Source organism: Micromonospora sp. M71_S20 (assembly GCF_003664255.1).
GTDB lineage: Bacteria > Actinomycetota > Actinomycetes > Mycobacteriales > Micromonosporaceae > Micromonospora.
On record NZ_RCCV01000001.1, the window covers coordinates 1291416 to 1313312 of the forward strand.

At 74.9% G+C, this 21897-nt stretch carries 22 protein-coding genes and 1 pseudogene; 10 read left to right on the forward strand and 13 right to left on the reverse strand.

Annotated features, from left to right (window positions below):
- Positions 1–45 precede the first annotated feature (45 nt).
- Both DER29_RS05680 and DER29_RS05685 read left to right on the forward strand, forming a co-directional pair.
- Positions 46–1278 (forward strand): serine hydrolase, encoded by a 1233-nt coding sequence (locus tag DER29_RS05680; RefSeq protein ID WP_121396366.1) that lies wholly within the window; start codon positions 46–48, stop codon positions 1276–1278.
- 113 nt (positions 1279–1391) lie between these two features.
- Positions 1392–2033, forward strand: a complete 642-nt coding sequence (locus DER29_RS05685; protein ID WP_121396367.1) for an NAD(P)-dependent oxidoreductase — start codon at positions 1392–1394, stop codon at positions 2031–2033.
- Between the two features lie 78 nt (positions 2034–2111).
- On the opposite strand, the gene DER29_RS05690 is transcribed toward DER29_RS05685, so the two are convergent.
- Together DER29_RS05690 and DER29_RS05695 are read right to left on the reverse strand one after the other, a co-directional pair.
- Positions 2112–2576 (reverse strand): PPOX class F420-dependent oxidoreductase, encoded by a 465-nt coding sequence (locus DER29_RS05690; RefSeq protein WP_121396368.1) that lies wholly within the window; start codon positions 2574–2576, stop codon positions 2112–2114.
- An 83-nt stretch (positions 2577–2659) separates the two neighbouring features.
- Positions 2660–3306, reverse strand: a pseudogene (locus DER29_RS05695) (hypothetical protein); the annotation flags it as partial.
- 303 nt (positions 3307–3609) lie between these two features.
- Here DER29_RS05695 and DER29_RS05700 point away from each other — a divergent pair.
- The gene (locus tag DER29_RS05700) at positions 3610–4398 is read left to right on the forward strand and encodes a D-Ala-D-Ala carboxypeptidase family metallohydrolase (protein WP_121396370.1); all 789 of its coding nucleotides are present in this window, start codon (positions 3610–3612) and stop codon (positions 4396–4398) included.
- A gap of 139 nt (positions 4399–4537) precedes the next feature.
- Here DER29_RS05700 and DER29_RS05705 read toward each other — a convergent pair whose 3' ends face one another.
- The 3 genes from DER29_RS05705 to DER29_RS05715 form a co-directional block, all read right to left on the reverse strand.
- The gene (locus DER29_RS05705) at positions 4538–4981 is read right to left on the reverse strand and encodes a hypothetical protein (protein ID WP_121396371.1); all 444 of its coding nucleotides are present in this window, start codon (positions 4979–4981) and stop codon (positions 4538–4540) included.
- 99 nt (positions 4982–5080) lie between these two features.
- Positions 5081–5794 carry a response regulator transcription factor gene (locus DER29_RS05710; RefSeq protein ID WP_121399032.1) on the reverse strand — a complete coding sequence of 238 codons (714 nt, stop codon included), beginning with the start codon at positions 5792–5794 and terminating at the stop codon, positions 5081–5083.
- Positions 5773–7026 (reverse strand): sensor histidine kinase, encoded by a 1254-nt coding sequence (locus DER29_RS05715; protein ID WP_121399033.1) that lies wholly within the window; start codon positions 7024–7026, stop codon positions 5773–5775. The genes DER29_RS05710 and DER29_RS05715 overlap by 22 nt, the downstream gene beginning before the upstream one ends.
- A gap of 134 nt (positions 7027–7160) precedes the next feature.
- Here DER29_RS05715 and DER29_RS05720 point away from each other — a divergent pair, with 134 nt between their 5' ends.
- From DER29_RS05720 to DER29_RS05740, 5 genes are all read left to right on the forward strand, one after another.
- Entirely contained in the window at positions 7161–8057 is an 897-nt protein-coding gene (locus DER29_RS05720; protein ID WP_121399034.1) for an ABC transporter ATP-binding protein, read from the forward strand.
- On the forward strand, positions 8054–8851 hold the full coding sequence (locus tag DER29_RS05725) for an ABC transporter permease subunit (RefSeq protein WP_121396372.1): 798 nt from the start codon (positions 8054–8056) through the stop codon (positions 8849–8851). The genes DER29_RS05720 and DER29_RS05725 overlap by 4 nt, the downstream gene beginning before the upstream one ends.
- A gap of 2 nt (positions 8852–8853) precedes the next feature.
- Positions 8854–9597: a hypothetical protein gene (locus DER29_RS05730; protein WP_121396373.1), complete on the forward strand. Its 744-nt coding sequence runs from the start codon at positions 8854–8856 to the stop codon at positions 9595–9597.
- Between the two features lie 39 nt (positions 9598–9636).
- Entirely contained in the window at positions 9637–10179 is a 543-nt protein-coding gene (locus tag DER29_RS05735; protein ID WP_121396374.1) for a heme-binding protein, read from the forward strand.
- A gap of 125 nt (positions 10180–10304) precedes the next feature.
- Entirely contained in the window at positions 10305–11723 is a 1419-nt protein-coding gene (locus tag DER29_RS05740) for an amino acid permease (RefSeq protein ID WP_121396375.1), read from the forward strand.
- Here DER29_RS05740 and DER29_RS05745 read toward each other — a convergent pair.
- The 7 genes from DER29_RS05745 to DER29_RS05775 form a co-directional block, all read right to left on the reverse strand.
- Positions 11690–12439, reverse strand: a complete 750-nt coding sequence (locus DER29_RS05745) for a 4Fe-4S cluster-binding domain-containing protein (protein WP_121396376.1) — start codon at positions 12437–12439, stop codon at positions 11690–11692. The two genes, DER29_RS05740 and DER29_RS05745, sit on opposite strands and share 34 nt — an antisense overlap.
- Positions 12432–13460 (reverse strand): helix-hairpin-helix domain-containing protein, encoded by a 1029-nt coding sequence (locus DER29_RS05750; RefSeq protein ID WP_148709982.1) that lies wholly within the window; start codon positions 13458–13460, stop codon positions 12432–12434. Before DER29_RS05750 ends, DER29_RS05745 begins: the two co-directional genes overlap by 8 nt.
- Positions 13444–13656, reverse strand: a complete 213-nt coding sequence (locus DER29_RS05755; protein ID WP_121396378.1) for a DUF2997 domain-containing protein — start codon at positions 13654–13656, stop codon at positions 13444–13446. Before DER29_RS05755 ends, DER29_RS05750 begins: the two co-directional genes overlap by 17 nt.
- Positions 13656–14108 carry a hypothetical protein gene (locus DER29_RS05760; RefSeq protein ID WP_121396379.1) on the reverse strand — a complete coding sequence of 151 codons (453 nt, stop codon included), beginning with the start codon at positions 14106–14108 and terminating at the stop codon, positions 13656–13658. Before DER29_RS05760 ends, DER29_RS05755 begins: the two co-directional genes overlap by 1 nt.
- A gap of 31 nt (positions 14109–14139) precedes the next feature.
- On the reverse strand, positions 14140–15783 hold the full coding sequence (locus DER29_RS05765) for an AAA family ATPase (protein ID WP_121396380.1): 1644 nt from the start codon (positions 15781–15783) through the stop codon (positions 14140–14142).
- Between the two features lie 205 nt (positions 15784–15988).
- Positions 15989–17458 carry a serine hydrolase gene (locus DER29_RS05770; RefSeq protein WP_121396381.1) on the reverse strand — a complete coding sequence of 490 codons (1470 nt, stop codon included), beginning with the start codon at positions 17456–17458 and terminating at the stop codon, positions 15989–15991.
- Positions 17459–17481: 23 nt separating this feature from the next.
- Positions 17482–17994, reverse strand: a complete 513-nt coding sequence (locus DER29_RS05775; protein WP_121396382.1) for a helix-turn-helix transcriptional regulator — start codon at positions 17992–17994, stop codon at positions 17482–17484.
- Between the two features lie 106 nt (positions 17995–18100).
- Between DER29_RS05775 and DER29_RS05780 the strand changes: the two genes are divergently transcribed.
- Complete coding sequence (locus DER29_RS05780; protein WP_121396383.1) at positions 18101–19033, forward strand: ParA family protein; 933 nt, start codon at positions 18101–18103, stop codon at positions 19031–19033.
- The gene (locus DER29_RS05785; protein WP_121396384.1) at positions 19030–19557 is read left to right on the forward strand and encodes a Rho termination factor N-terminal domain-containing protein; all 528 of its coding nucleotides are present in this window, start codon (positions 19030–19032) and stop codon (positions 19555–19557) included. Before DER29_RS05780 ends, DER29_RS05785 begins: the two co-directional genes overlap by 4 nt.
- Before the next feature lie 163 nt (positions 19558–19720).
- Here DER29_RS05785 and DER29_RS05790 read toward each other — a convergent pair whose 3' ends face one another.
- Positions 19721–21712 (reverse strand): endo-1,4-beta-xylanase, encoded by a 1992-nt coding sequence (locus tag DER29_RS05790; RefSeq protein WP_121396385.1) that lies wholly within the window; start codon positions 21710–21712, stop codon positions 19721–19723.
- Positions 21713–21897: the final 185 nt, after the last annotated feature.

A 21897-nucleotide genomic window follows, 5' to 3' on the forward strand; every position in this document is an offset into this window, starting at 1 on the left:
CGGCGGCCCTTCCACCGAGGCGTACCGGCTAGTAGTTTCGGCGGCGTGAGTGTGGCACGCAGCATCGACCCGGACCAGATCGGCTTCGACCCGGCGCGGTTGGCGCGCATCGACGAGCACTTCGGCAGGTACGTCGACGACGGTCGCCTCGCCGGCTGGCAGGTGCTGGTCACCCGCCGTGGCGAGATCGCCCACTCCTCGACGTACGGGCTGCGCGACGCGGAGGCGGGCAGGCCCGTCGAGGCGGACACGCTCTGGCGCATCTACTCGATGACCAAGCCCGTCACCTCCGTCGCCGCGATGATCCTGTGGGAGGAGGGCCGCTTCCAGCTGACTGACGAGATCAGCCGGTGGCTGCCCGAGTTCGCCGACATGCGGGTCTACTCCAAGGGCTCGGCCCTCAAGCCGTACACGGTGCCGGCGGTCGAACCGATCCGGGTCTGGCACCTGCTCACCCACACCGCCGGCCTGACGTACGGCTTCATGCAGACCTCGGTGGTCGACACCATCTACCGGGCCGCCGGCTACGACCTGTACCCGCCGGCGGACGTCGACCTGGCGACGGCCTGCCAGGCCTTCGGCGAGCTGCCGCTGCTGTTCCAGCCCGGCACCGCCTGGGGCTACTCGGTCGCCACCGACGTGCTCGGCCGGCTGGTCGAGGTGGTCTCCGGGCAGAGCCTGGACGCCTTCTTCGCCGACCGGATCTTCCGCCCGCTGGGCATGACCGACACGCACTGGTGGGCCGGGGGCGACGCCGCCGACCGGCTCGCCGCCCTCTACGCGCCCGACCCGCGCACCGGTCGCGCGTTCCGCTACGACAAGCTGGGCGCCCTGGCGTACGAGAAGCCGCTGCTGCTCTCCGGCGGCGGCGGCCTGATCTCCAGCGCCGCCGACTACCACCGGTTCACCCAGATGCTGCTGCGCGGCGGCGAGCTGGACGGGGCACGCCTGCTGGGGCCGCGCACGGTGCGCTTCATGACCCGCAACCACCTGCCCGGCGGGCGGGACCTGGAGACCCTCTCCGCCGGTGGCTTCGCCGAGACCACCCTCGAAGGGATCGGCTTCGGGCTGGGCTTCGCCGTGGTCGACGACCCCGTGCCGAGCCGGGTGCCGAGCAGCCCCGGCGAGTACTACTGGGGCGGCGTGGCGAGCACGGCGTTCTGGGTCGACCCGGCCGAGGAGGTCACGGCCCTGTTCTTCACCCAGCTCATGCCGTCGAGCACCTACCCGATCCGGCCGCAGCTGCGCCAGCTCGTCTACTCCGCCCTGGTCGACTGAGCCCGGGCACCGGGCGCTCCCGACGGCCGGGATCGCGGTAACGGCACCGGCCGGCCGGGCAGGTCAATAGCCTGGAGGCGGACCACGTCGGGCGGGACGGGAGGCGGTCGGCCATGAGCAACATCGTCGTGTTCGGCGCGGGTGGCACCGCGGGGTCGCGGATCACCGCCGAGGCGGTCGGCCGGGGGCACCGGGTCACCGCGGCGGTACGCCGGCCGGAGGCCACCTCGTACCTGCCGCCGGCGGTCACGGTGGTCACCGGGGACGCCACCAGCGAGCGGAGCGTACGGGAGTTGGCGCCCGACACGGACGCCATGGTGGTGGCGATCGGCGGCGGCGGACACGATCTGTGGCTCGACGCGGCGCGGAACCTGGTCGGCGTGCTGCGCGGGATGCCGGCCGCGCCGCGGATCATCCACGTGGGCGGCGGGTCGACGCTGCTCACCCCGAAGGGCACCCGCTACCTCGACGAGCCGGACTTCCCCGAGGAGTACCGCGACGCGGCCATGGGGCAGGCCGACGCCCTCGACTTCTACCGCGCCTCGGCCGACGGGGTGAGCTGGACGTACGTCTCCCCGCCGCCGCTGGAGTTCCATCCGGGCGAGCGCACGGGGCACTACCGCACCGGCGGCGACCAGCCGGTGACCGACCACGAGGGCCGCTCGGTGCTCAGCTACGAGGACCTGGCGGTGGCGATCGTGGACGAGATCGAACAGCCACGCCACGAGAACGCCCGCTTCACCGCCGCGTACTGAGGGCGGCCCGGGCGGCGGCGGCCCGGGCACTCGCGGTGACCCACGGCGGCGCGGGACAGCGGGTCGGCGGGCGGGTCGTCAGTCGGCGAGGCGGGCGGGGAAGCCGCCGGTGGCGATCGGGCCCCACGACTCGATGGTGACCCGGATCAGCGACTTGCCCTGCCGGAGCATCGCCGCCCGGTACTCGTCCCAGTCCGGGTGCTCGCCGGAGATGCAGCGGAAGTAGTCCACCAGCGGCTCCAGCGCCTCCGGCAGGTCCAGCACCTCGGCGGTGCCGTCGACCTGCACCCACGGGCCGTTCCAGTCGTCGGAGAGCACGCAGGCCGACACCCGTGGGTCGCTGCGGACGTTGGCGACCTTGGCCCGCTCGGGATAGGTGGAGATCACCAACCGCCCGTCGCCGTCCACCCCGGCGGAGACCGGGGACGACTGCGGCCGACCGTCGGCGCGGGTGGTGATCAGCACCACCCGGTGCCGTGGCCGGAGGAACTCGGTCAGCTCGGCCCGGTCGACCCGGGTGTTCGTCGCGATGCTGCGTGCCATCGTTCGTTCCTACCAGGGCGACCGCCGCCCGGCGACCGCACCGGGCGGGACGGGGCGCCGCGCCTCCGGTCGCGCGTGCCCGGCGGCCTCAGTGGGGGCGCGGGGCGGCGCGGCCGGCGGCGGGCTGGGCCGGCACCCGGGGGCGGACCGAGGGCCGCCAGGCGCGGCCGTTGGCGTAGATCACCCGGAATCCGAGGTACGAGGCGAGCGGCGCCCAGTGCGCGGAGCCCATCCGCAGCTCGGCGGCGTTGTGGCGCTGCCCGTTGGCCAGCACGTCGAGCAGGACGGTTTCGAAGGCGGCCGACTCGACCCAGTCCACCTCGCGGGTGTATCCGCAGATCAGGGCCGCTCCGGTGGCGTCGAGGAAGTCCCGCAGCACCGCGTCGGAGGCCCGCAGCACCGAACAGCTGCCGAAATAGAGCCGTCGGCCCTCGCAGCGGCCCGCCATCAGCTCGGCGACGTCGGCGAGCGCCACCGATTCCCAGTCGGTGAGGCAGAGCCGGCTCGGCTCGCCGTGCATGGCGAAGAAGCCGACGCGGTGGTCGGCGTACTGCTTGAGCAGCCAGCGGTCGAGGAAGTAGAACAGCTCGTCGCGGGTGGCCGCGTCCTTGTGGATGAAGCGGATCTTTCCGAGCCGTTCGAGCAGTTCCAGGGTGGGCAGGACGGAGCCGCGCTCGTTGAGGTCGCGGTGCCACTGACCCTCGATGCAGAAGACGCCACCACGTGCCATGTCGCCCCCTCCCCCGGTCCCGCCGGCGCTGACGTTACCGGGTCGGACCGGCGGGAGAACATCACCCGGCGTGTGCCGTACTGCGCCTTTGCGTGCCGTTCGCGCTCTGCTGTGGCCCGTTGCCGATCAATGGGCGTTTGGCAATTCGCGTAATGCCCAGGCACACCCAGGAACGGCGAATCGTGAGGACAATTCTTGTTAATTGCCGCGAACCGCCCGTCGGCCTGCCACTGTGGAAATGCGGGACGGCCAGGCCGATGTCCCGGATGCCACCCCATTCCCACTCCTATCGGGAGGACTTCTGTGCGCGTTAACACCCTGAAACGGGCGGCTGTCGCATTCGCCCTGGCGTTGCCGGCTGCCGCTGTCGCCACGGTGGTCGCCGCGCCAGCGGCCCATGCCGACGGCTGCTACACGTGGCAGCGCAACCTCTACCAGGGGCGCTCCGGCGACGACGTCCGCCAGTTGCAGATCCGGGTGGCCGGGTGGGCCGGCAACCGGGACATCGTGGAGAACGACGGCCGCTACGGACCGAAGACCGCCGCCGCCGTCAAGCGCTTCCAGGCCGCGTACGGGCTGCGCGCCGACGGCGTCGCCGGACCGCAGACGTACGGCAAGCTCTACGCCCTCCAGGACGACGACTGCACGCCGCGGCACTTCAGCTACAGCGAGATGGACGACGGCTGCGGTCGCGGCGGCTGGACCGGCGGCCCGCTCTCCGCCGCGCAGACCCGGCAGAACGCGCTGCGCACGATGTGGAAGCTGGAGGCGATGCGGCGCAGCCTCGGCGACAAGCCGCTGCGCGTCAGCAGCGGCTTCCGCAGCCGCGCCTGCAACGACCAGGTCGGCGGGGCGTCCGACAGCCAGCACCTCTACGGCAACGCCGCCGACGTGGTGTCGCGCACCAGCTCGCTGTGCCAGATCGCCCGCGACGCCCGCAACCGGGGCTTCAGCGGGATCTACGGTCCCGGCTACCCGGACCACGACGACCACGTGCACGTGGACTCGCGGCGGGAGAACAACAGCGACAACACCCCGAACACCACCAGTTGGTCCGCGCCGGACTGCGGGATCGGCGCCGGCAACGACTGAGCCGGCCGGACGACGACGCCGGCCCGGGCGCGGGTGGGAACCCCGCGCACCGGGCCGGCGTCGTCTCCCCCGGTCGCGTCGGCGGGCGTACCTCCGCTCGGCGTGCCCGGGGCCGGCGGTCGTGCCGGCGTACCCCCGCTCAGCTCGCCCGGGGCCAGCGCGGCGCGGTGGCGGGGGGAGCCACCGGCCGGCCGGGGCCGGCGGGACGGGCGCCGGGCGCGACCGCGCGCGGGCCGCCCGGGTGCCCGGCGGTGGTACGTGGTGCGCGGGTGGTCGGCGCGGGGCCGGTCACCGTGAACGGGAACGGCACGTGCACGAAGGGATTGCCGTGCCGCACCAGGGCGTCGATCTGCCGCTCGTTGAGCCCGTGCCGCTCCAGCACCCGCCGACCCCAGCGGTGCAGCCGGCACGGGTACGTCGCGCCGTCGTTGCGGCACAGCGGGCCGGCCGGCCACTCCTCGGCGGCGTGCACCACCACCGCCCGGACCGCGAGCCGGACGTCCTCGGGGGTCAGCGGCGCCGGCACCGGCACCTCGCCCAGGATCTGGTCGATGGGATCCGTCGACTGCTCACCAACCCGCACGGCAGGCCTCCCGCGGCTCCGGCAGCGGCACGGCTGACCCGCCGCACCGCATCCTCGGCGACTGGTACGGCCCCCGGCCCCGAAAGGTTCAATCCCGCCTCAGACGAGGCCGGCGTCGTGCACCAGCAGGGCGACCTGGACCCGGTTGTTCAGGCCGAGCTTCACCAGCAGCCGTGACACGTACGCCTTGACGGTCGCGACGCTCATGAACAGCTCGGCGGCGATCTCCGCGTTCGTCCGGCCGCGCCCGAGCGCGACCGCGACCTCGTGCTCCCGCTCGCTGAGCCCGGCGAGCTGCCGCAGCGCCCGCTCCCGGCGCGGGTCGGGGCCACCCGCCGCGCCCGGCGCGGTCACGTGGTCGATCAGCCGGCGGGTCACCGCCGGGGAGAGCGTCGCCTCGCCCGCCGCCACCCGGTGCACCGCCCGCACGATCTCGGCCGGCGGGGTGTCCTTGAGCAGGAAGCCGCCGGCCCCGGCCCGCAGCGCCCGGAGCACCTGCTCGTCGGCGTCGAAGGTGGTCAGCACCAGCACCTCCGGCGGGTCGGGCGACGCGCGCAGCGCCTCGGTGGCCGCGAGACCGTCGAGCCGGGGCATGCGGATGTCCATCAGCACCACGTCCGGCGCGCAGGCGGCCACGGCGGCGGGCACCTCGCTGCCGTCGGCGGCCTCCCCGACCACGAGCAGGTCCGGCACCCCGCCGAGGATCATCGACAGGCCGGCCCGGACCAGCGCGTCGTCGTCGACGATCAGCACCCGCACCGGCCGGTCGGGGTCGGGCCCCGGCCCGCCGGTCACGCCGGCCACGGCAGCCAGGCGGCCAGCCGGAAGTCGCCCGCGTCGTCCCGCCCGTACTCCAGCCGGCCGCCGGCCAGGCTGACCCGCTCCGCGATGCCGACCAGCCCGGTGCCGGCCCCGGGGATCTCCGGGCCGGCGATGCCGCCGACCGGCCACCGGTTGCGGATCTCCACGGTCAGCCCGTCGCCGGGGGCACCGGCCACGTCGACGGTGACCGCCGCGCCGGCCGCGTGCTTGCGGGCGTTGGTGAGCCCCTCCTGCACGATCCGGTAGACGCTGCGCCCCACCGCCGCGGGCACCCGTTCCGCCGAGGTGACCACCTCGCGGACGCCGATCCGCGCCCCGGCCGACCGGGACTCCTCGACGAGCGCGGGCAGGTCGCCCAGGGTGGGCTGCGGGCGCTCGGGATCCGCCTCGGCGGTGGTCTCCGCGCGGAGCACCCCGATCACCTCGCGCAGATCCTGCAACGCGGCGTGGGCGCTGCCCCGGATCACCCCGGCCGCCCGCGCCACCTCCTCCGGCGGCGCGTCCGGCCGGAACTCCAGGGCGCCGGCGTGCAGGCTGAGCAGCGAGATCCGGTGTGCCAGCACGTCGTGCATCTCGCGGGCGATCCGGGTGCGCTCCAGGTGCCGGGCCCGCGCCACCCGCAACTGCTGCTCCGCCTCGGCCCGCTCGGCGCGCTCGCGCAGCGACACGACGAGCTGCCGCCGGGCCCGGACGAACATGCCCCACGCCAGCACGGAGAGGCTGAGCACCACCCCCCAGGCGGTCGTGACCCAGTACGGCATGTGGGGATCCGGGCGCAGGTAGCTGAAGGCGAAGTTGGTGACCAGGCCGGCGGCGGTCACCGCCAGCGCGACGGCCGTGCGGCGGTGCACCACGACGGTGAAGTAGATGATCAGCAGCGGGACCGCCGCCGCCATCGAGAACAGGGTGAGCGGCGTGGTCGCGACGGCGAGCCCCAGCGGCCACCGGCGCCGCACCCAGAGCAGCGCGCAGCAGACGAGCCCGAGCAGGGCGTCGACCGGGACCATCCAGCGCTGCGGGAGCGGGGTGGCGAACTCGGGGTCGGGCGCGGCCGCGTCTGCCGTGGCGAGCAGGACCCAGCCGAGGGAGAGCAGGAAGCAGAGGCCGTCCACCACCCAGTCGCGGGTGGTGCGGCGGGGTGCCCGCCCCGCCCGGGCCGCCGGGTCGACGCTCAGCGCCCCCGGCAGCAGCCAGGGATGCTCCGGGACGGCGGCACTGGTCACGCGACCCATGCTAGGCAGCCGCCCGGCGGGCCGACCAGCTACCAAAGTCGAGACCCTGGCGTCGACCAAGGTAGCCGCCGGACGAGACCGTCGGCCGCAGCGGGTGACCGGGTGGCTCCGGCAGCGTGACCGGCATGATCAGCGTGGAACACCTCACCAAACGGTACGGGCGGCACACCGCCGTCGACGACGTGTCGTTCCGCTGCGAGCCGGGCACCGTCACCGGCTTCCTGGGGCCGAACGGCGCCGGCAAGTCCACCACCATGCGAATGATCTGCGGGCTCACGCCGCCCAGCGGCGGCGGTGCGACGGTCGGCGGCCGGCCGTACCGGGAACTGCCCAACCCCGGGCGGGAGGTGGGCGTGCTGCTGGACGCCTCGGCCCAGCACGCCGGACGCACCGGGCGGGAGGCGCTCACCGTGGCCGCGGCGACCATGGGCGTGGACCGCCGGCAGGTCGCCACCAAGCTCGACCTGGTCGGGCTGAACGAGGTTGCGGCGAAGCGCCGCCTCCGGGCGTACTCGCTGGGGATGCGGCAGCGGCTCGGCCTGGCGCACGCCCTGCTGGGCGACCCCCGGGTGCTGATCCTCGACGAGCCGGCCAACGGCCTGGACCCGGAGGGGATCTTCTGGATGCGCGGCCTGCTGCGCGACTTCGCCGACCGGGGCGGCACCGTGCTGCTCTCCTCCCACCTGCTGCGCGAGGTGGAGGCGGTCGCGGACCGGCTGGTGGTCATCGGGGGCGGCCGGATCGTGGCCCAGGGCGACAAGACCGAGTTGCTGGCCGGCGGCGGGACGCTGGTGCGGGCCCGGGACGCCGGCGCGCTGCGCGGCGCGCTGGAGCGGGCCGGGCTGGCCGTCACCGAGGGCACCGAGGGGCTGCTGGTCCACGCCGACGCCGAGGCGGTCGGGCAGGCCGCCGCCGACGCCGGCGTCGCCCTCACCGAACTGCGGTCGGCCGGCAGCGGCGGCCTGGAACAGCTCTTCCTCACCCTGACCGCCGGCGCGTCGACCCAGGAGGCCGTCCGATGACCACCGCCACCACCGCCAGCCCGCCCACCGCCGCCGCACCTGCGCGCCATTCCGACGTACGCCGGCCGTCGCTGCTCCGGCTCACCGGCGTGGAGCTGCGCAAGCTCGTCGACACCCGGGCCGGGCTCTGGCTGCTGATCACCATCGGGCTGCTCGCCGCCGCCCTCGTGGTGGTCCAGTTGATCTGGACGGACGACGCCGCGCAGACCTTCGCCAACTTCTTCCTCTCCTCGCTGCTGCCGATCGGGCTGCTGCTGCCCGTGCTGGGCATCCTGTCGATCACCGGGGAGTGGTCGCAGCGCACGGCGCTCACCACGTTCGCCCTGGTGCCCCGGCGGGGCCGGGTGATCGTCGCGAAGCTGGCCGCGATGGTGCTGGCGGCCCTGGCGTCGGTGCTGGTGAGCCTCGGCGTGGCCGCCGCCGGCACGCTGGTCGCCGGGGCCACCGGCGGCGCCGGCACCTGGCGCATGGAGTGGGCCCTGGTGCTGCACGCCGTGGTGCTCCAGGTGGCCAACGTGCTGATGGGGGCCGGCTTCGGCCTGCTGCTGCTCAACACCCCGGTGGCGATCGTCGGCTTCCTGCTGCTGCCGACCCTCTGGTCGATCCTCGGCGAGATGATCCGGCCGCTGCGCGGCCCGGCGGGCTGGCTCGACACGGGCCGGACCATGGAGCCGCTGCTCACGCCGGACGTGACCGCCGGGCAGTGGGGACGCTTCGCCGTGTCGCTGCTGGTCTGGCTGGCCGTGCCGCTGGTCGCGGGGCTGGTCCGCACGCTGCGGCGCGAGGTGTCCTGACGGTGGACGGCTACGGCGCCCCCACCGTCGTCGACGGCGGCGCGGCGGAACTGGCGGTCCTCTGGGGCGGCATCCCGGCGCTCGGCGCGGGCGCCGGGTGGCTGCTCGTCGCGGGCGCGGAGTGGGTCGCCGGGCTGCCCTGGGCCCCCGCGCGGGACCTGTTCGAGCTGGTGGCCCGGCTGCCGGACCCGCAGGCCGGCATCGGCGGGCTGGCTCTCGGCACGCTGGGCGGCCTGCTGGTCGCCGCCGTCGGCACCGCCGAGCGGCTCGCCGTCACCGTCGACACCGCACGGGTCCGGCTGCGCCGCGACCGCACGGACCGGCAGGTCGACCGGCGACCGGTGCGCGCCGTCTTCGTCGACGGCAAGGACCTGGTGCTGCTCGGCGCGGACGACGAGGAGCTGGTCCGGGAGCGGTCGGACCTGGCCGTCGACCGGCTGCGCGACGCCTTCCGCGCGCACGGCTGGCCGTGGACCGACGGCGACCCGCACCGGGACGCGTACCGGCGTTGGGTGCCGGGCCTGCCCGGGCTGCCGACCGGCGCGGACGCGCTGCTGCGGGCCCGGCAGCGGGCCCTCGACGCCGACCGGGGCGGCGAGGCCCGGGAGCTGCGCGGCGAGCTCGGCCGCACCGGGGTGGTGGTCCGCGACGACGGCCGGCGGCAGTACTGGCGGCTGACCCGGGCCGCCCCGCACCCCCGGCCGCAGGACGCGACTTCGGCTGAGCCGGAGGTCGAGGGCCGGTAGCGTTGCTCCCGACGGGGCCCGGGGCACGGGGAGCGCGCGATGACCGAGCAGCAGCCGTACCGGGTGGTGGCCCGGCACCCCGGCTTCGAGCTGCGCCGCTACCCGGCCCACCTGGTCGCCGAGGTGCGGGCGGAGGGCGCGTTCGAGCAGGCCGCCCGGGACGCCTTCGCGCCGCTCGGCGCGTACCTGCGCGGCGCCAACCGCACCCGGCGGGCGACCGCCCGGGGGACGGGCCCGGAGCCGGTCGCCCTGACGGTCCCGTTCGTGCAGGAGGAGGGGGACCGACCGGGCCACTGGCTGGTGTGGCTCGTGATGCCGGCGGGCCTCACCCCCGACACGCTGCCCGAGCCGACGGACCCCCGGGTGCGCACCCGGATGGTGCCGGAACAGCTCGCCGCCGCGACGCGCTTCGCGGGCCGCTGGACGGCCCGCGCGTTCGACCGGCGGGCGACGGCGCTGGGCCGCGCGGTCACCGCGGCCGGGCTGCGCCCCACCGGCGCGGTCCGGTACGCGCGCTTCGATCCGCCGTGGAAGCCGTGGTTCCTGCGCCACAACGAGGTCGTGCTGCCGATCGCCGAGTGAGCCCGCTGCCGCATCCCGGCCCCGGTGTCCTCGTTGGAGATTTACCGGCGTCGTTCGCGGGTACCCGCACGGGCATCGCAGCCGGCGGGTCGGGCACGTCGGGCGGGTCGGGAAGGGGGACGGCGATGACCTCCACGGGACGGACGGCGGGCGGCGGCACGGGCATCTTCCGCCGCAAGCCGGTCGAGGAGATCGCCGACGAGACCGGGGACGGGCTCGCGCGTTCCCTCGGGCTCTGGCAGCTCACCGCCATCGGGGTGGGCGGCATCATCGGCGCGGGCATCTTCGCCCTGGCCGGTGCCGTGGCGAGCGAGACCGCCGGCCCGGCCGTGCTGGTCTCGTTCCTGATCGCGGGGCTCGCCAGCGCGGCGGCGGCCCTGTCGTACGCCGAGTTCGCCGGCATGATCCCAAAGGCCGGCTCGGCCTACACCTACGGGTACGCGGTGCTCGGCGAGGCGGTGGGCTGGTTCATCGGCTGGGACCTGCTGCTGGAGTACACCGCGATCGTGGCCGTGGTGGCGATCGGCATCTCCGGCTACTTCTCGTTCCTGGTGGGCGAGCTGGGGGTGGACCTGCCGGCCTGGATGCTCGGCGCCCCGGGCACCGGCGAGGGACGGGTGGTCGACCTGTTCGCGGTGGTTCTCTGCCTGTTCATCGCGTTCCTGCTGAACCTCGGGATCAAGTCCGCCGCCCGCTTCGAGACGATCGTCGTCGGGTTGAAGATCGCCGTGGTGCTGCTGGTCGTCGTGGTCGGCTTCTTCCACATCCGCACCGAGAACTACTCGCCGTTCTTCCCCTTCGGGCTGGGCGGGGCGTTCACCGGCGCGGCCACGGTCTTCTTCGCCGTGTTCGGCTACGACGCGATGAGCACGGCCGCCGAGGAGTCGAAGGACGCCCGCCGGCACATGCCCAAGGCGATCATCTACTCGCTGGCGATCTCGATGGTCCTCTACGTGCTGGCCACCCTGGTGCTGACCGGTATGCAGAACTACCGGGACATCGACCCGGAGAGCGGCTTCTCCTCCGCGTTCGCCTCCGTGGGGCTCTCCGGCCTGGCCAGCGTGATCGCGGTCGGCGCGATCATCGGCATCCTGACCGTGATGTTCACCTTCATGCTCGGCGTCACGCGGGTGTGGTTCTCGATGAGCCGGGACGGGCTGCTGCCGGGATGGTTCGCCAAGCTGCACCCGGTCCGCCGGGTGCCGAGCCGGGTCACCTGGATCGTCGGCGTGGGCTCGGCCCTGATCGCCGGCTTCCTGCCGATCCGGGAGGCGGCCGAGCTGACCAACATCGGCATCCTGCTGGCCTTCGTGGTGGTCTGCGTCGCGGTGATCGTGCTGCGCTACCGCCGCCCCGACGCGCCGCGCACCTTCCGGCTGCCGGGCATGCCCGTGGTGCCGGCGCTGGGCGCGGCCTTCTCCCTCTGGCTGATCACCTACCTGGCCCCGGAGACGTGGCTGCGCTTCGCCGTCTGGTTCCTGATCGGCGCGGTCATCTACGCCCTCTACGGCTACCGGCGCTCGGCGCTGGCCCGCCGGGACTGAGGGCGGCACCCGCGCCCTCGGGACCGGGGGCGGTCACCCGCGCCCGGAGCTGCCCGCCCGCCGGGGCTGCGGCCGGTCACCGACGCCAGCAGCTCGTCGAGGGCGTCGACCTCGGCCCAGCCGTTCACCGCGATCCGGCCGGCGGCGTCGACTGTCACCTCGACCCGGTCCGGGCTGCGCGACACCTCGTCGAGCAGGCCCGGGAAGCGGTCGCTGAGCAGCACGAACTCCTGGTTGGTGGAACCCACCCAGGGTCGCCGGGTGTCGATCCGGTCGGCCAGGAACGGCCCGGCGACGAGGAGGTCGGTCGCCGCCAGCAGCGCCGCGACGTCGTCCCGGCCGGCGTCGACCGCCCGGTGCAGCTGCGCCCCGGTGTAGCCGGTGAAGGTCATCACCGAACGCCCGGCGGCGCGTACCCCGGCGGCGACGGCGGCCAGCGGGGCGGCCTGGTCGAAGGGCTCGCCGCCCAGCAGCGTCAGCCCCTCGGTGCCGGCGTCCAGCACCCGGCGCACCAGGTCGGCGGGGGCGACACGTTCCCCGCCCCGGAAGGTCCACAGGTGCGGGTTGAAGCAGCCGGGGCAGCGGATGGCGCAGCCCTGCACCCAGACGGCCGTCCGCTCACCCGGCCCCTCCGCACGGGTGGCGGACAGGAACCGGGCCACCGACACCGCCTCCGCCCCGACCGCAGGGCGGGGCCCGGGACCGTCGTCAGACATCGAGGACCCGGCCGGGCGGCGGCTGCCCGGGCGCCGGCCCGACGGGCGGGAGGCAGGCCACGGCGTCGCGCAGGCGCGCGTACTCGTGGGGGGCCAGGTCGGCGGCGGCGGCGAACTCGGCCAGGCTGCCGAAGGACCCGCGCCGCTCCCGCTCGGCCAGCACCTGGCGGGCGCGCTGCGGGTCGAAGCCGGGCAGCGACGCGAGGGCCTCCGGCCCGGCCGTGTTGACGTCGAGCGGCCCCGGGGCCGGCTGCCCGGCGGCCGGCCGGTCCGGCTGCGACACGGGCGTGGCGACCGGCCCGGTCCCGAAGGGGTCGACGGGCTGGTACGGCACCATCGTCGGGTCGGCCGCCGGCGGCGCATATCCCGCCGGCGCGGGCGGATACCCCACCGGCGACCCCGGCGGATAGGCCGGCGATCCGGGCGGGTACGCCGGCGACGCGGGCGGATGTCCCGGCGACGCGGCCGGGTAGGACGGCGACGCGGGCGGGAACCCCGGTGGGGGTGCGGGCGGGTACGCCGGGGACGGGTACCCCGCCGGCGGCCCGGGCGGATACGCCAGGGACATGCCCGGGTAGGGAGCGGGAATCGGGCCGGCGGGAGCCGTTCCGGGCAGCGGAGCCAGCGGGTACGCGCCGCCGGGCCACGCCCCCGCCGCCGCGGACCTGGCCCGGCGGTCGGTGAGCCAGCGCAGCCACGCCGGGTTGATCAGCGCGGCGTGCAGGATGCTGCCGACCCACACGGCCAGGAGCGCGCCGACCGCCCAGTCGCTGAGGGCGCTCTTATCGTCCGACTCGCCGACGAGGATGAACGCCGCCCAGCCCACCACGGCGTAGACGATGCCGGGGATCCACCAGGCCGCGCGCCGGGCCCGCAGGCCCACGTAGATGAACCCGAAGCCGCCGAGGCAGCTGCACCCGAGGACAGGCAGCAGCAGCCACCAGCTCTGCAACACCTGCCACATCGCGCTCGGCCGGGACACGGCCGGGGGCGGCCAGCCGGGGTTAGGCGCGTTCGACATCACGTTGCTCCTGCCGCGCGACCACGGCCGCCCGATCGTGGTCGGCGGTGTACGCGCTGCGTACCGTGCGGGCCGCCAGCAGGTCCTCCAGCACGGCGATGTAGTCGAGGCAGCCGTCGCCGAGCACGTCCCTGGTCTCGGCGCTCACGACGCCCTCGCTGGTCACGGTGACCACGATCCGCGGCTGCCCGCCCATCACGACCTGCCCTCGACGGCGAACACCAGACGGACGCTCGCGTCCTCGGTGACCTGTTCGGACTCCAGCCGCAGCCCGGCGGCGGGGGCCTGCTCGCGCAGCCGCTCCAGCACCGCCCGCTGGACCTGCCGCCCGTACGCGGCGTCGATGGCCCGGACCGCCTCGACGGCCCGCTGCTCGTCGACCTCGCCCGTGAAGTGCGCCGACCAGATGCCGTCCTCGCCGCGCCGGAAGCCGGCCCGCACCTCGGCCCAGTCCGCGATGATCGCATCCGGCTCGGTGGTGACCACCGCGCCGGTGTCGCCCAACGCGGCGACGAGCAGCGTCTCGTCCCGCATCCGGGTCTGCACCTCGCAGACGACGCGGCCCTCCCCGTCCCGCCCGGCGGTGGCGGCGTGGGTCGCGGCGACGGCGGCGACGGCCAGCGGCAGGAGTATCAGTGAGACGCTCATCGGGGCCCTTCCCTCGGTGTCGACCCACAGACTAGAACTCGACCGCTCGCCCGCCCTGTCCCCGTTGCTGCCCCGGACCGCCGGGCCGGGAGCCGCTCGGGCCGGCGGGGCGACCGCCGAGGTCCCAGTCCTCGGCGGCGGTGGCGGCGACGGCGCGGGCGTCGGCCCAGGAGCGTACGGCGTCGATGCGTTCGGCCTGGGTGACGCTGAGCGGCACCATGCTGACCAGGGCCCGGACCAGGTCGTCGCGGCGCAGCGGACGCCGTTCGGCGAAGGCGTCGAAGAGCCCGCCGACGACGGCCTGTTCGATCTCGGCCCCCGAGTAGCCCTCGCTGAGCCCGGCGAGTTCGCCGAGCAGGGCGTCGTCGAGCGTCAGGGCGCCGGCGACGGCCGGGTTGCGCAGCCGCCGGGCGAGGTGGACTCGCCAGATCGACGCCCGCTCCGCGCGGGTCGGCAGGTCGACGAAGAAGATCTCGTCGAAGCGTCCCTTGCGGAGCAGTTCCGGGGGCAGCCGCTCGAAGTCGTTGGCGGTCGCGATGACGAAGACGGGCTGGGCCTTCTCCTGCATCCAGGTCAGGAAGGAGCCGAAGACCCGGGCGGAGGTGCCGGAGTCGCCGGCCCCGCCGACGAAGCCCTTCTCGATCTCGTCGATCCACAGCACGCAGGGCGCGGTCGCCTCGGCGGTCCGGATGGCGGTGCGCATGTTCTGCTCGCTCGACCCGACGAGCCCGGCGAAGACCCGGCCGACGTCCAGCCGCAGCAGCGGCAGACCCCAGGCCGAGGCGATCGCCTTCGCGGTCAGCGACTTGCCGCAGCCGGGCACCCCGGTGATCAGGACGCCCCGGGGCGCGGGCAGCCCGTACGCCGCCGCCTCGGCCAGCCAGGAACCGTCCCGCTTGGCCAGCCACCGCTTCAGGTTCTCCAGCCCGCCGACGTCGGCGAGGTCGACCGGGGCGTCGACGAACTCCAGCAGCCCCGACTTGCGTACGGTCTGCCGCTTCTCCTCGTGCACCACGGCGAGGTCGCTGCCGTCGAGCACGCCGTCGTTGACCATGGCGCGGGCGAACGCGTTCTCCGCCTCGTGCAGGGTGAGCCCGAGGGCCGCCTTGGCGAGCCGTTCCCGGCCGAGGTCGTCCAACGCGATCCGGATCCGGCCGCCGGCGGAGTTGGCGGCGATCATGCCGTCGAGCACCCGCCGGATCTCCGTCTCGGTGGGCAGCGGGAAGTCGACGATCGTCACGTCCTTCTCCAGCTCCACCGGGATGTGCAGCACCGGCGAGACCAGGACGAGGGTGCGCGGCACCGGGCCGGCCTTGAACGCCGCCACCACGTCCCGCAGCCGGCGGACCACGCCGGGGGTGCCCGGCCGGTCGCTGCCGCCGTGCGCAGGGTGCAGGTCCTTGAAGATCAGCACGCTGGGGTGGTCGAGGCGCAGCGCGGCGGCCAGCGCGTCGTCCGGGTCGGTGGTGCCCTTGCGGGCGACGCCGTCGGGCTGCACGAGCCCCGTCGTCAGCGACCAGGTCCACACCGCCCGGGGCGTGCGGACGAGGGTGGCGTCCTGGGCGACGGCGCAGACCTCGGCGACCACCCGCTGTTCCTCGGACGACTCGACGTAGAGGACCGGGAAGCGCGCCTTGAGCATCTGCGACAGCGCGTCACGAAACGGCACCACCATCCTCACTCCCCCTCCCACCCACCCGACCCACGAGCAGCGGAACTCTAACAGCCCTCACCCACCCCCGACCCCGGCGTCGATCATGAGGATGGCGGCGCGGATTCCGGCATTTCCCCCCGCCAACCTCATGATCACCGGGGTGGGGTGGGGGGAGGGGGTGGGGGTGGGGGTGGGGGAGGGGGTGGGGGAGGGGGTGGGGGTGGGGTCAGGGGGTGAGGATCGCTAGGGCGAGGGCTGCCAGGAGGGCGGAGAACGTCGCCGACGTCAGTCGCCGCCAGGGCGGGGCGCCGGCCAGCGGGGGCAGCCCCCGCCAGCGGTACGCGGCCAGGACGATCCCGGCCGCCGAGAGGCCGGCGCCGACCGGCCAGAACCAGCCGGGCACCACCGACCAGTCGCCCAGCCGGTGGCCCAGGGCGAGGTAGAGCACCGCCCAGGCGACGGCGGGCGCCAGGGTCAGCCGGTCGGGGGCCCGGCGGGTGGCGCCGAGCAGGCTCAGCCCGCCGAGGAAGGTGAGGACCACCGCGAGCCCGGCGCCGATCCAGACGGGCAGCGGCGGGCCGTCGCCGTCGGCGTCCCGCGCCGGCAGGCCGAGCAGCCGCAGCCCGATCGACTCGACGCCCTTGTCGGTGTTGCCGAGCACCACCACGCCGCGCCCGGTGGCCCGCTCGAAGCCCAGGTAGGCGTGGAAGCCGCCGGTGGCGCCGTTGTGCCAGACGATCTCGCGGTCGCCGTACCGGGTGGTGAACCAGCCGTAGCCGACCCGGTTGCGGTCGTCCTCGGTGAAGCGCGGGGTGGCCGCGTCGGCGCCGGGGGCGGTGCCGGCGAGCGTCGCGCCGAGCAGCCGGGCCAGATCCTCGGCGGTCGACCAGGGACCGACTCCGGCCGGCGCGTAGCCGCCGCCGACCCAGGCGTCGACTGCGCGGCCGCCGGCCGTGGAGCCCTCGGCACGCCCGGGCGGCAGGGCGCCGGCGTCGGTCGCCACCACGGTCGCCGTCATGCCGAGCGGTCGCAGCAGCTCACGGTCGAGCAGTTCCGGGTACGACGTGCCGGCCCGGGTGGCGAGCGCCTGCCCGAGCAGCGCCACGCCGAGGTTCGAGTAGTGGACCTGCCCGCGCCCGTCGCCGGGCTCCTCCCCGCCGGCGGCGTCGAGCAGCCACCGGGCGTCCCGACCGGCGTAGGGGTTGCCGCCGGTGACGTTCGCCCACCAGGTGCCGACCAGGTCCCCGGCCGAGGTGACCGCGAGGCGGGGCAGGCCGGAGCGGTGGCTGGCCAGCTCGGCGAGGGTGGCCTCGCGGGCGGGCCCCGTGAGCGCGGGCAGCACGGTGCCGACCGGCTCGTCGGGGCGTACCGCGCCGGTCGCGGCCTGCCGGGCGAGGAGCATCCCGGTCATCGCCTTGGTGATCGAGCCGATCTCGAAGGGGGTGCCCGGTTCCACCGGTCGGCCCGCCGCGTCGCGCTCGCCCAGGCCGGCGGTCCGGACCTGGCCGTTCTCGAGCACGGCGACGGCGAGGCCGCGGTGCCCCTCGGGGTCGGGCACCGCCGCGCGGACGTCGGCGGCCAGCGCGGTGTCGCCGGTGCTCTGCCCGGTCAGCCGGGGTGCGCGCGGCATGATCCCGACGGCCGCGACCGCGGCGACGAGACCGACGACCAGGGTGAGGACGGTTGGCTTGCGCATGGTGCTCCCTCCGTCGGGGTGGGTCAGCGGCGGGCGGCGGTGAGGATGGCCAGCAGCGGCACGACCCGTTCGGCCGGGACGGCGTAGTGACCCCGGCCGGCGCTGCGCAGCCAGCCGGCGGCGGTGAGCTGGCGCAGGTGGTGGTGCAGTTGGCCGGTGGTGCCCAGGCCCTCGATCTCGGCCAGCTCGCCGGTGCCGTGCCGGCCGCCGAGGATCTCGCGCAGCAGGCGCAGCCGCACCGGATGCGCCAGGGCGGTCAGCACGCCGGCCAGCTCCGTCCAGTCGCCCGCGAGCACGTCGTCGACCGTGCGGCCGTACTGCCAGTCGTAGTGCTGGTCGTCGAGGCGGACGGTGCCGGTGTAGAGCACCGCGCCGCCGCCGTCGGACGGGATCCGCTGCTTCAGCCCGTCGAGGGCCCAGAAGACGTCGCCGGTCGCCGGGGGTGCCTCGGCCGGGGGCGGTCCCGCTCCGAGGCGCTCCGTCAGCGCGGCGACCTGCGCCTCCAGCGTGCTCAGCCGTTCCTCGATCTCCGTCATTGCTCGATAATACGAACTTACGTAGTTACGTGCAAAGGCGGACCGCCGGAGCGGGTGCCGCGCCGGTCCGCCGGCCCGCTACCGTTCCCGGTCTGGGGAGGTGCCGGTGTACGTCGTGTCGGTGATCAACTACAAGGGCGGGGTCGGCAAGACCACCGTCACCGCCAACCTCGGTGCCGAGCTGGCCAACCGCGGGATGAAGGTGCTGCTCATCGACCTCGATCCGCAGGCCAGCCTCACCTTCGGCTTCTACGACCCGGACGACTGGCGGGACCGGCTGCGCGACGGCCGGACGGTGAAGCGCTGGTACGACGGCCTGCGCGGGGACACCCCCGCGACGACGCTGGGCGAGCTGGTCGTCTCCCCCGGCCCGGCGAACGCGCGACTCAGCGGCACGGGCCGGCTCGACCTGATCGCGTCCCACCTCCAGCTCGTCGACATCGACCTGGCGCTGGCCCGGGCCGTGGCCGACGGCGACGAGTACGACGCCGAGCTGTTCCGGGTGCGCGGCTCCCTGGCCGAGGGGCTGCACGACGACGCGCTCGGCGGCTACGACATGGTGCTGATCGACTGCCCGCCGAACTTCAACGTGGTCACCCAGTCGGCCATCATCGCCAGCGACCACCTGCTCATCCCGGCGAAGGCCGACTACCTGTCCACGTTGGGCATCGACTACCTGCACGGCAACGTCCGGGAGCTGGTCGACCAGTACAACGCCGACGCCCGCCGGTTCGCCACCACCCGCCGGCACCACAAGGTCGCCCCCGACGTCGCCGGCGTGGTGTTCACGATGATCCAGCTCATGGCGCAGCGGCCGATCGCCGCACACCAGGGCTACATGGACCAGGTGCGGGCGCTCGGCCTGCCGGTCTTCCCCACCCCCCTGCGGGAGAACGTCACCGCGTTCGCCACGAACACCCCGCGCGGCGTGCCCGTGGTGCTCCGCGACCGGATCGCCACCCCGGCGGTCCGCGACGAGCTGCGTCAGCTCGCCACCGAGTTCCTCGACCACCTCCAGCCCGAGCGGGTCGGGGCGTGACCGACCCGACCCGCGACGTCGCCGACCTGGTGACCGCGCTGCTCCGAGGGCTGAACGCCGCCGACCTCGCCGCCCTGGCGGAGGGGCGGGCCCGGCTCGCGGTGGTGCCGGTCGACCCGGCCCCACCCGACCCACCGGCCGACCGGACCACCTCCGCCGGGCGCCCGGCCACCGCACCCGCCGACCGGCTCGCCCCCGTCGGGCGCCCGGCCACCGCACCCGCCGACCTGGTCCTCCCGGCCACCGCACCCGCCGGCCGGGGCGTCGTCCCCGCGCGCCCGGCAGCCCGGCGGGCGGCGCCCGCGCCGGACCCGGTGGCGGCCCGGGCCGCGCTGGCGACCATGTCCCGGCGCGACGACGGTACGGCGTACCTCTCCGGCTGGACCGCCCGCGACCTGCGGGTGCTCGCCGCGAGCCTGGAGCTGCGCGGCGTCGCCGGGCTGCGGAAGGCGGACCTGGTCGCCCGCATCGTCGACCGCACCATCGGCTTCCGCCTCGCCTCCGCCGCCATCCGCCGGCTCTGATGCCGGAGCAGAGCGGACGCCCGTCCCGGCGAGGAGGCTCGCCTCGGTGCCGACGAGCGCCGGCGTCCTCGGCACCCGCAGGGTCCCGGCCCGGCTCCGCCGCGATGGCCGGGCACCGGAGACGGCGATGGCCGGGCCTGCCCGGCCCGGCCATCCCGGTGGGTCAGCCGGTCGTGCAGGCCAGCCCGTCGAGGGTGAAGCCGACCGGGCGGCTGTTGCTCGTGGACCAGCTGCCGAGGAAGCCGAACTCGACCGTCCCGCCGGCGGGCAGGGCGGAGTTCCAGGACGTGGGGGTGATCGTCACGTCCGGGCCGTTTTGCCGGACCGTGCCGTTCCAGAGCTGGCTGATCAGCTGCCCGTCCGGGAACCGCCAGCGCACCGTCCAGCCGTCGCGCGCCCGCACCCCGGTGTTGGTGACCTTGAGGCTCGCCTGGAAGCCGCCCGGCCACTGGTTGGTGACGGTGTACGCCGCCCGGCAGGAGTCCGTCCCCGCGGTCGGCGTGACCGTCGGGGAAACCGTCGGGCTGGCCGTCGGGGAGACGGTCGGCGTCGGGGTCGGGTTGATCCGGGTCGGGTCGACGATCCCCCAGTACGCCGACTTGGCCTGGAGTTCCGTGTCGAACAGCAGCGGCGCGTCCTTGCGGGCCACCGGGAAGGTGTCCAGCCAGGTGTCGTCGTCCGCCAGCCCCCACAGGGTCACCGAGGTCAGCTCGTCGGCGTAGCGGCGGTACAGGGCGAACAGGTCCCGGTACCGGTACGCCTGGGTCAGCAGCCGGTCGGCCGGCGGGGTGGGGAAGGACTCGCCGTTGTCGACGTAGATGCTGACGTCCATCTCGGTGACCTGCTGCTCCACGCCGAGCGGGATGAACGCCCGGAGCATCGCCTCGGTCTCGGCGATCGACGGCCACTGGACGTTGACGTGCATCTGGTGCCCGACGCCGTCGATCGGCACCCCTTCGGCGCGCAGTCGACTCACCAGGTCACGCAGCTTGTCGCGCTTGGCCGGCACGTTGGTGTTGTAGTCGTTGATGTAGAGCTCGGCCGTCGGCGCGACCTCCCGGGCCACCCGGAACGCGGTCCGCAGGTAGTCCAGCCCGCTGATCTCGTACCAGCGGCTGCGCCGCAGCCCGTCGGACTGGTTCTCGTCGATCACCTCGTTGGCGACGTCCCACACCCCGATCGCGTCGCCGTAGCGGCCGACGACCGCGCGGATGTGCGCCTCCAGCCGGGACAGCAGCAGGGCCTTGTCCGCCGGGTCCGAGGTCAGCGGGGTGCCGTCGGTGTCGGTGAAGACCCAGGCCGGGGTCTGCTGGTGCCAGACGAGCGTGTGTCCGCGTACCGCCAGGCCGTTGTCGGTGGCGAAACCGACCTGCGTGTCGGCGTCGGCCCACCGGAAGGCGCCCTCGGTCGGCTGGGTGGCGTCCCACTTGAGCGCGTTGCCGGGGGTCACCGTGTCGAAGTGCCGGCGCAGCAGGACCGCCTGGTCGCCGATGATCTGCCGGTTGCCGATCGCCGCCCCGATCGGAAAGTCGGCGGCCAGCACCTCGCGCAGGGCCGGGATGTCGGTCTGCACCGGCCTGGTCGGCTGGTACGCCATGGTGAAGTCGTCGATGTGCAGGTCGGCGGTGCCGCTGGCGGTCTCCACGTACGCCGACAGCCCGTCCACGTCGTGCGCGAGCACGTACGTGCCGCTGAGGCGGACCCAGGCGTCGGCGGTGACCGCGGTGTCACCCACCACCTGGTCGTAGGCGGAGGTGCCGCCGGAGTCGCGTTGCACGCTGAGCCGGACCTGGCCGGGCGACTGGCCGGCGGCGAGCCGCACCCACACCGTCAGCGTGTAGCGGGTTCCCTTGACCATCTCGTCGAGCAGGTCGAGGGCGGGGCCCTGCCAGCTCGCGGTACGGCCGGAGGCGAGCAGGCTGTGGGTACCGCCGTGGGCGACGGCGGTGCTGACCGCGACGGTCTCACCGGCCCGGGACCGGAAGCCCTGGGTGGTGCCGTCCTCGAAGGTGGCGTCGAGCACCAGGACGGGGTCGGCGGCGCGGGCGGGCGGGGTGGTCAGCGGAACGGCGGCGGCCACGGCGACGGTGGCGAGGCAAGCCAGGGCCAACAGCCCCGGCAGGAGGCGGTGACGGCGCGTCCATGCAGCGCGCATAGCGGTGTCCTTCCGGTACGGATGGATGCGCGCGGACCGCTGGGCGAGGTTCTCGCGGAGACGGTCGCACGCCGGTCGACCGGCATGAGCCCGCATGCCGGTGGTCGGTGGTCCCGCTCCGCTCGCGGCACCCGTGGCGGGCGCCGCTGTCGAGCACTGATGGTACGGATCACGGACGCGTCGCT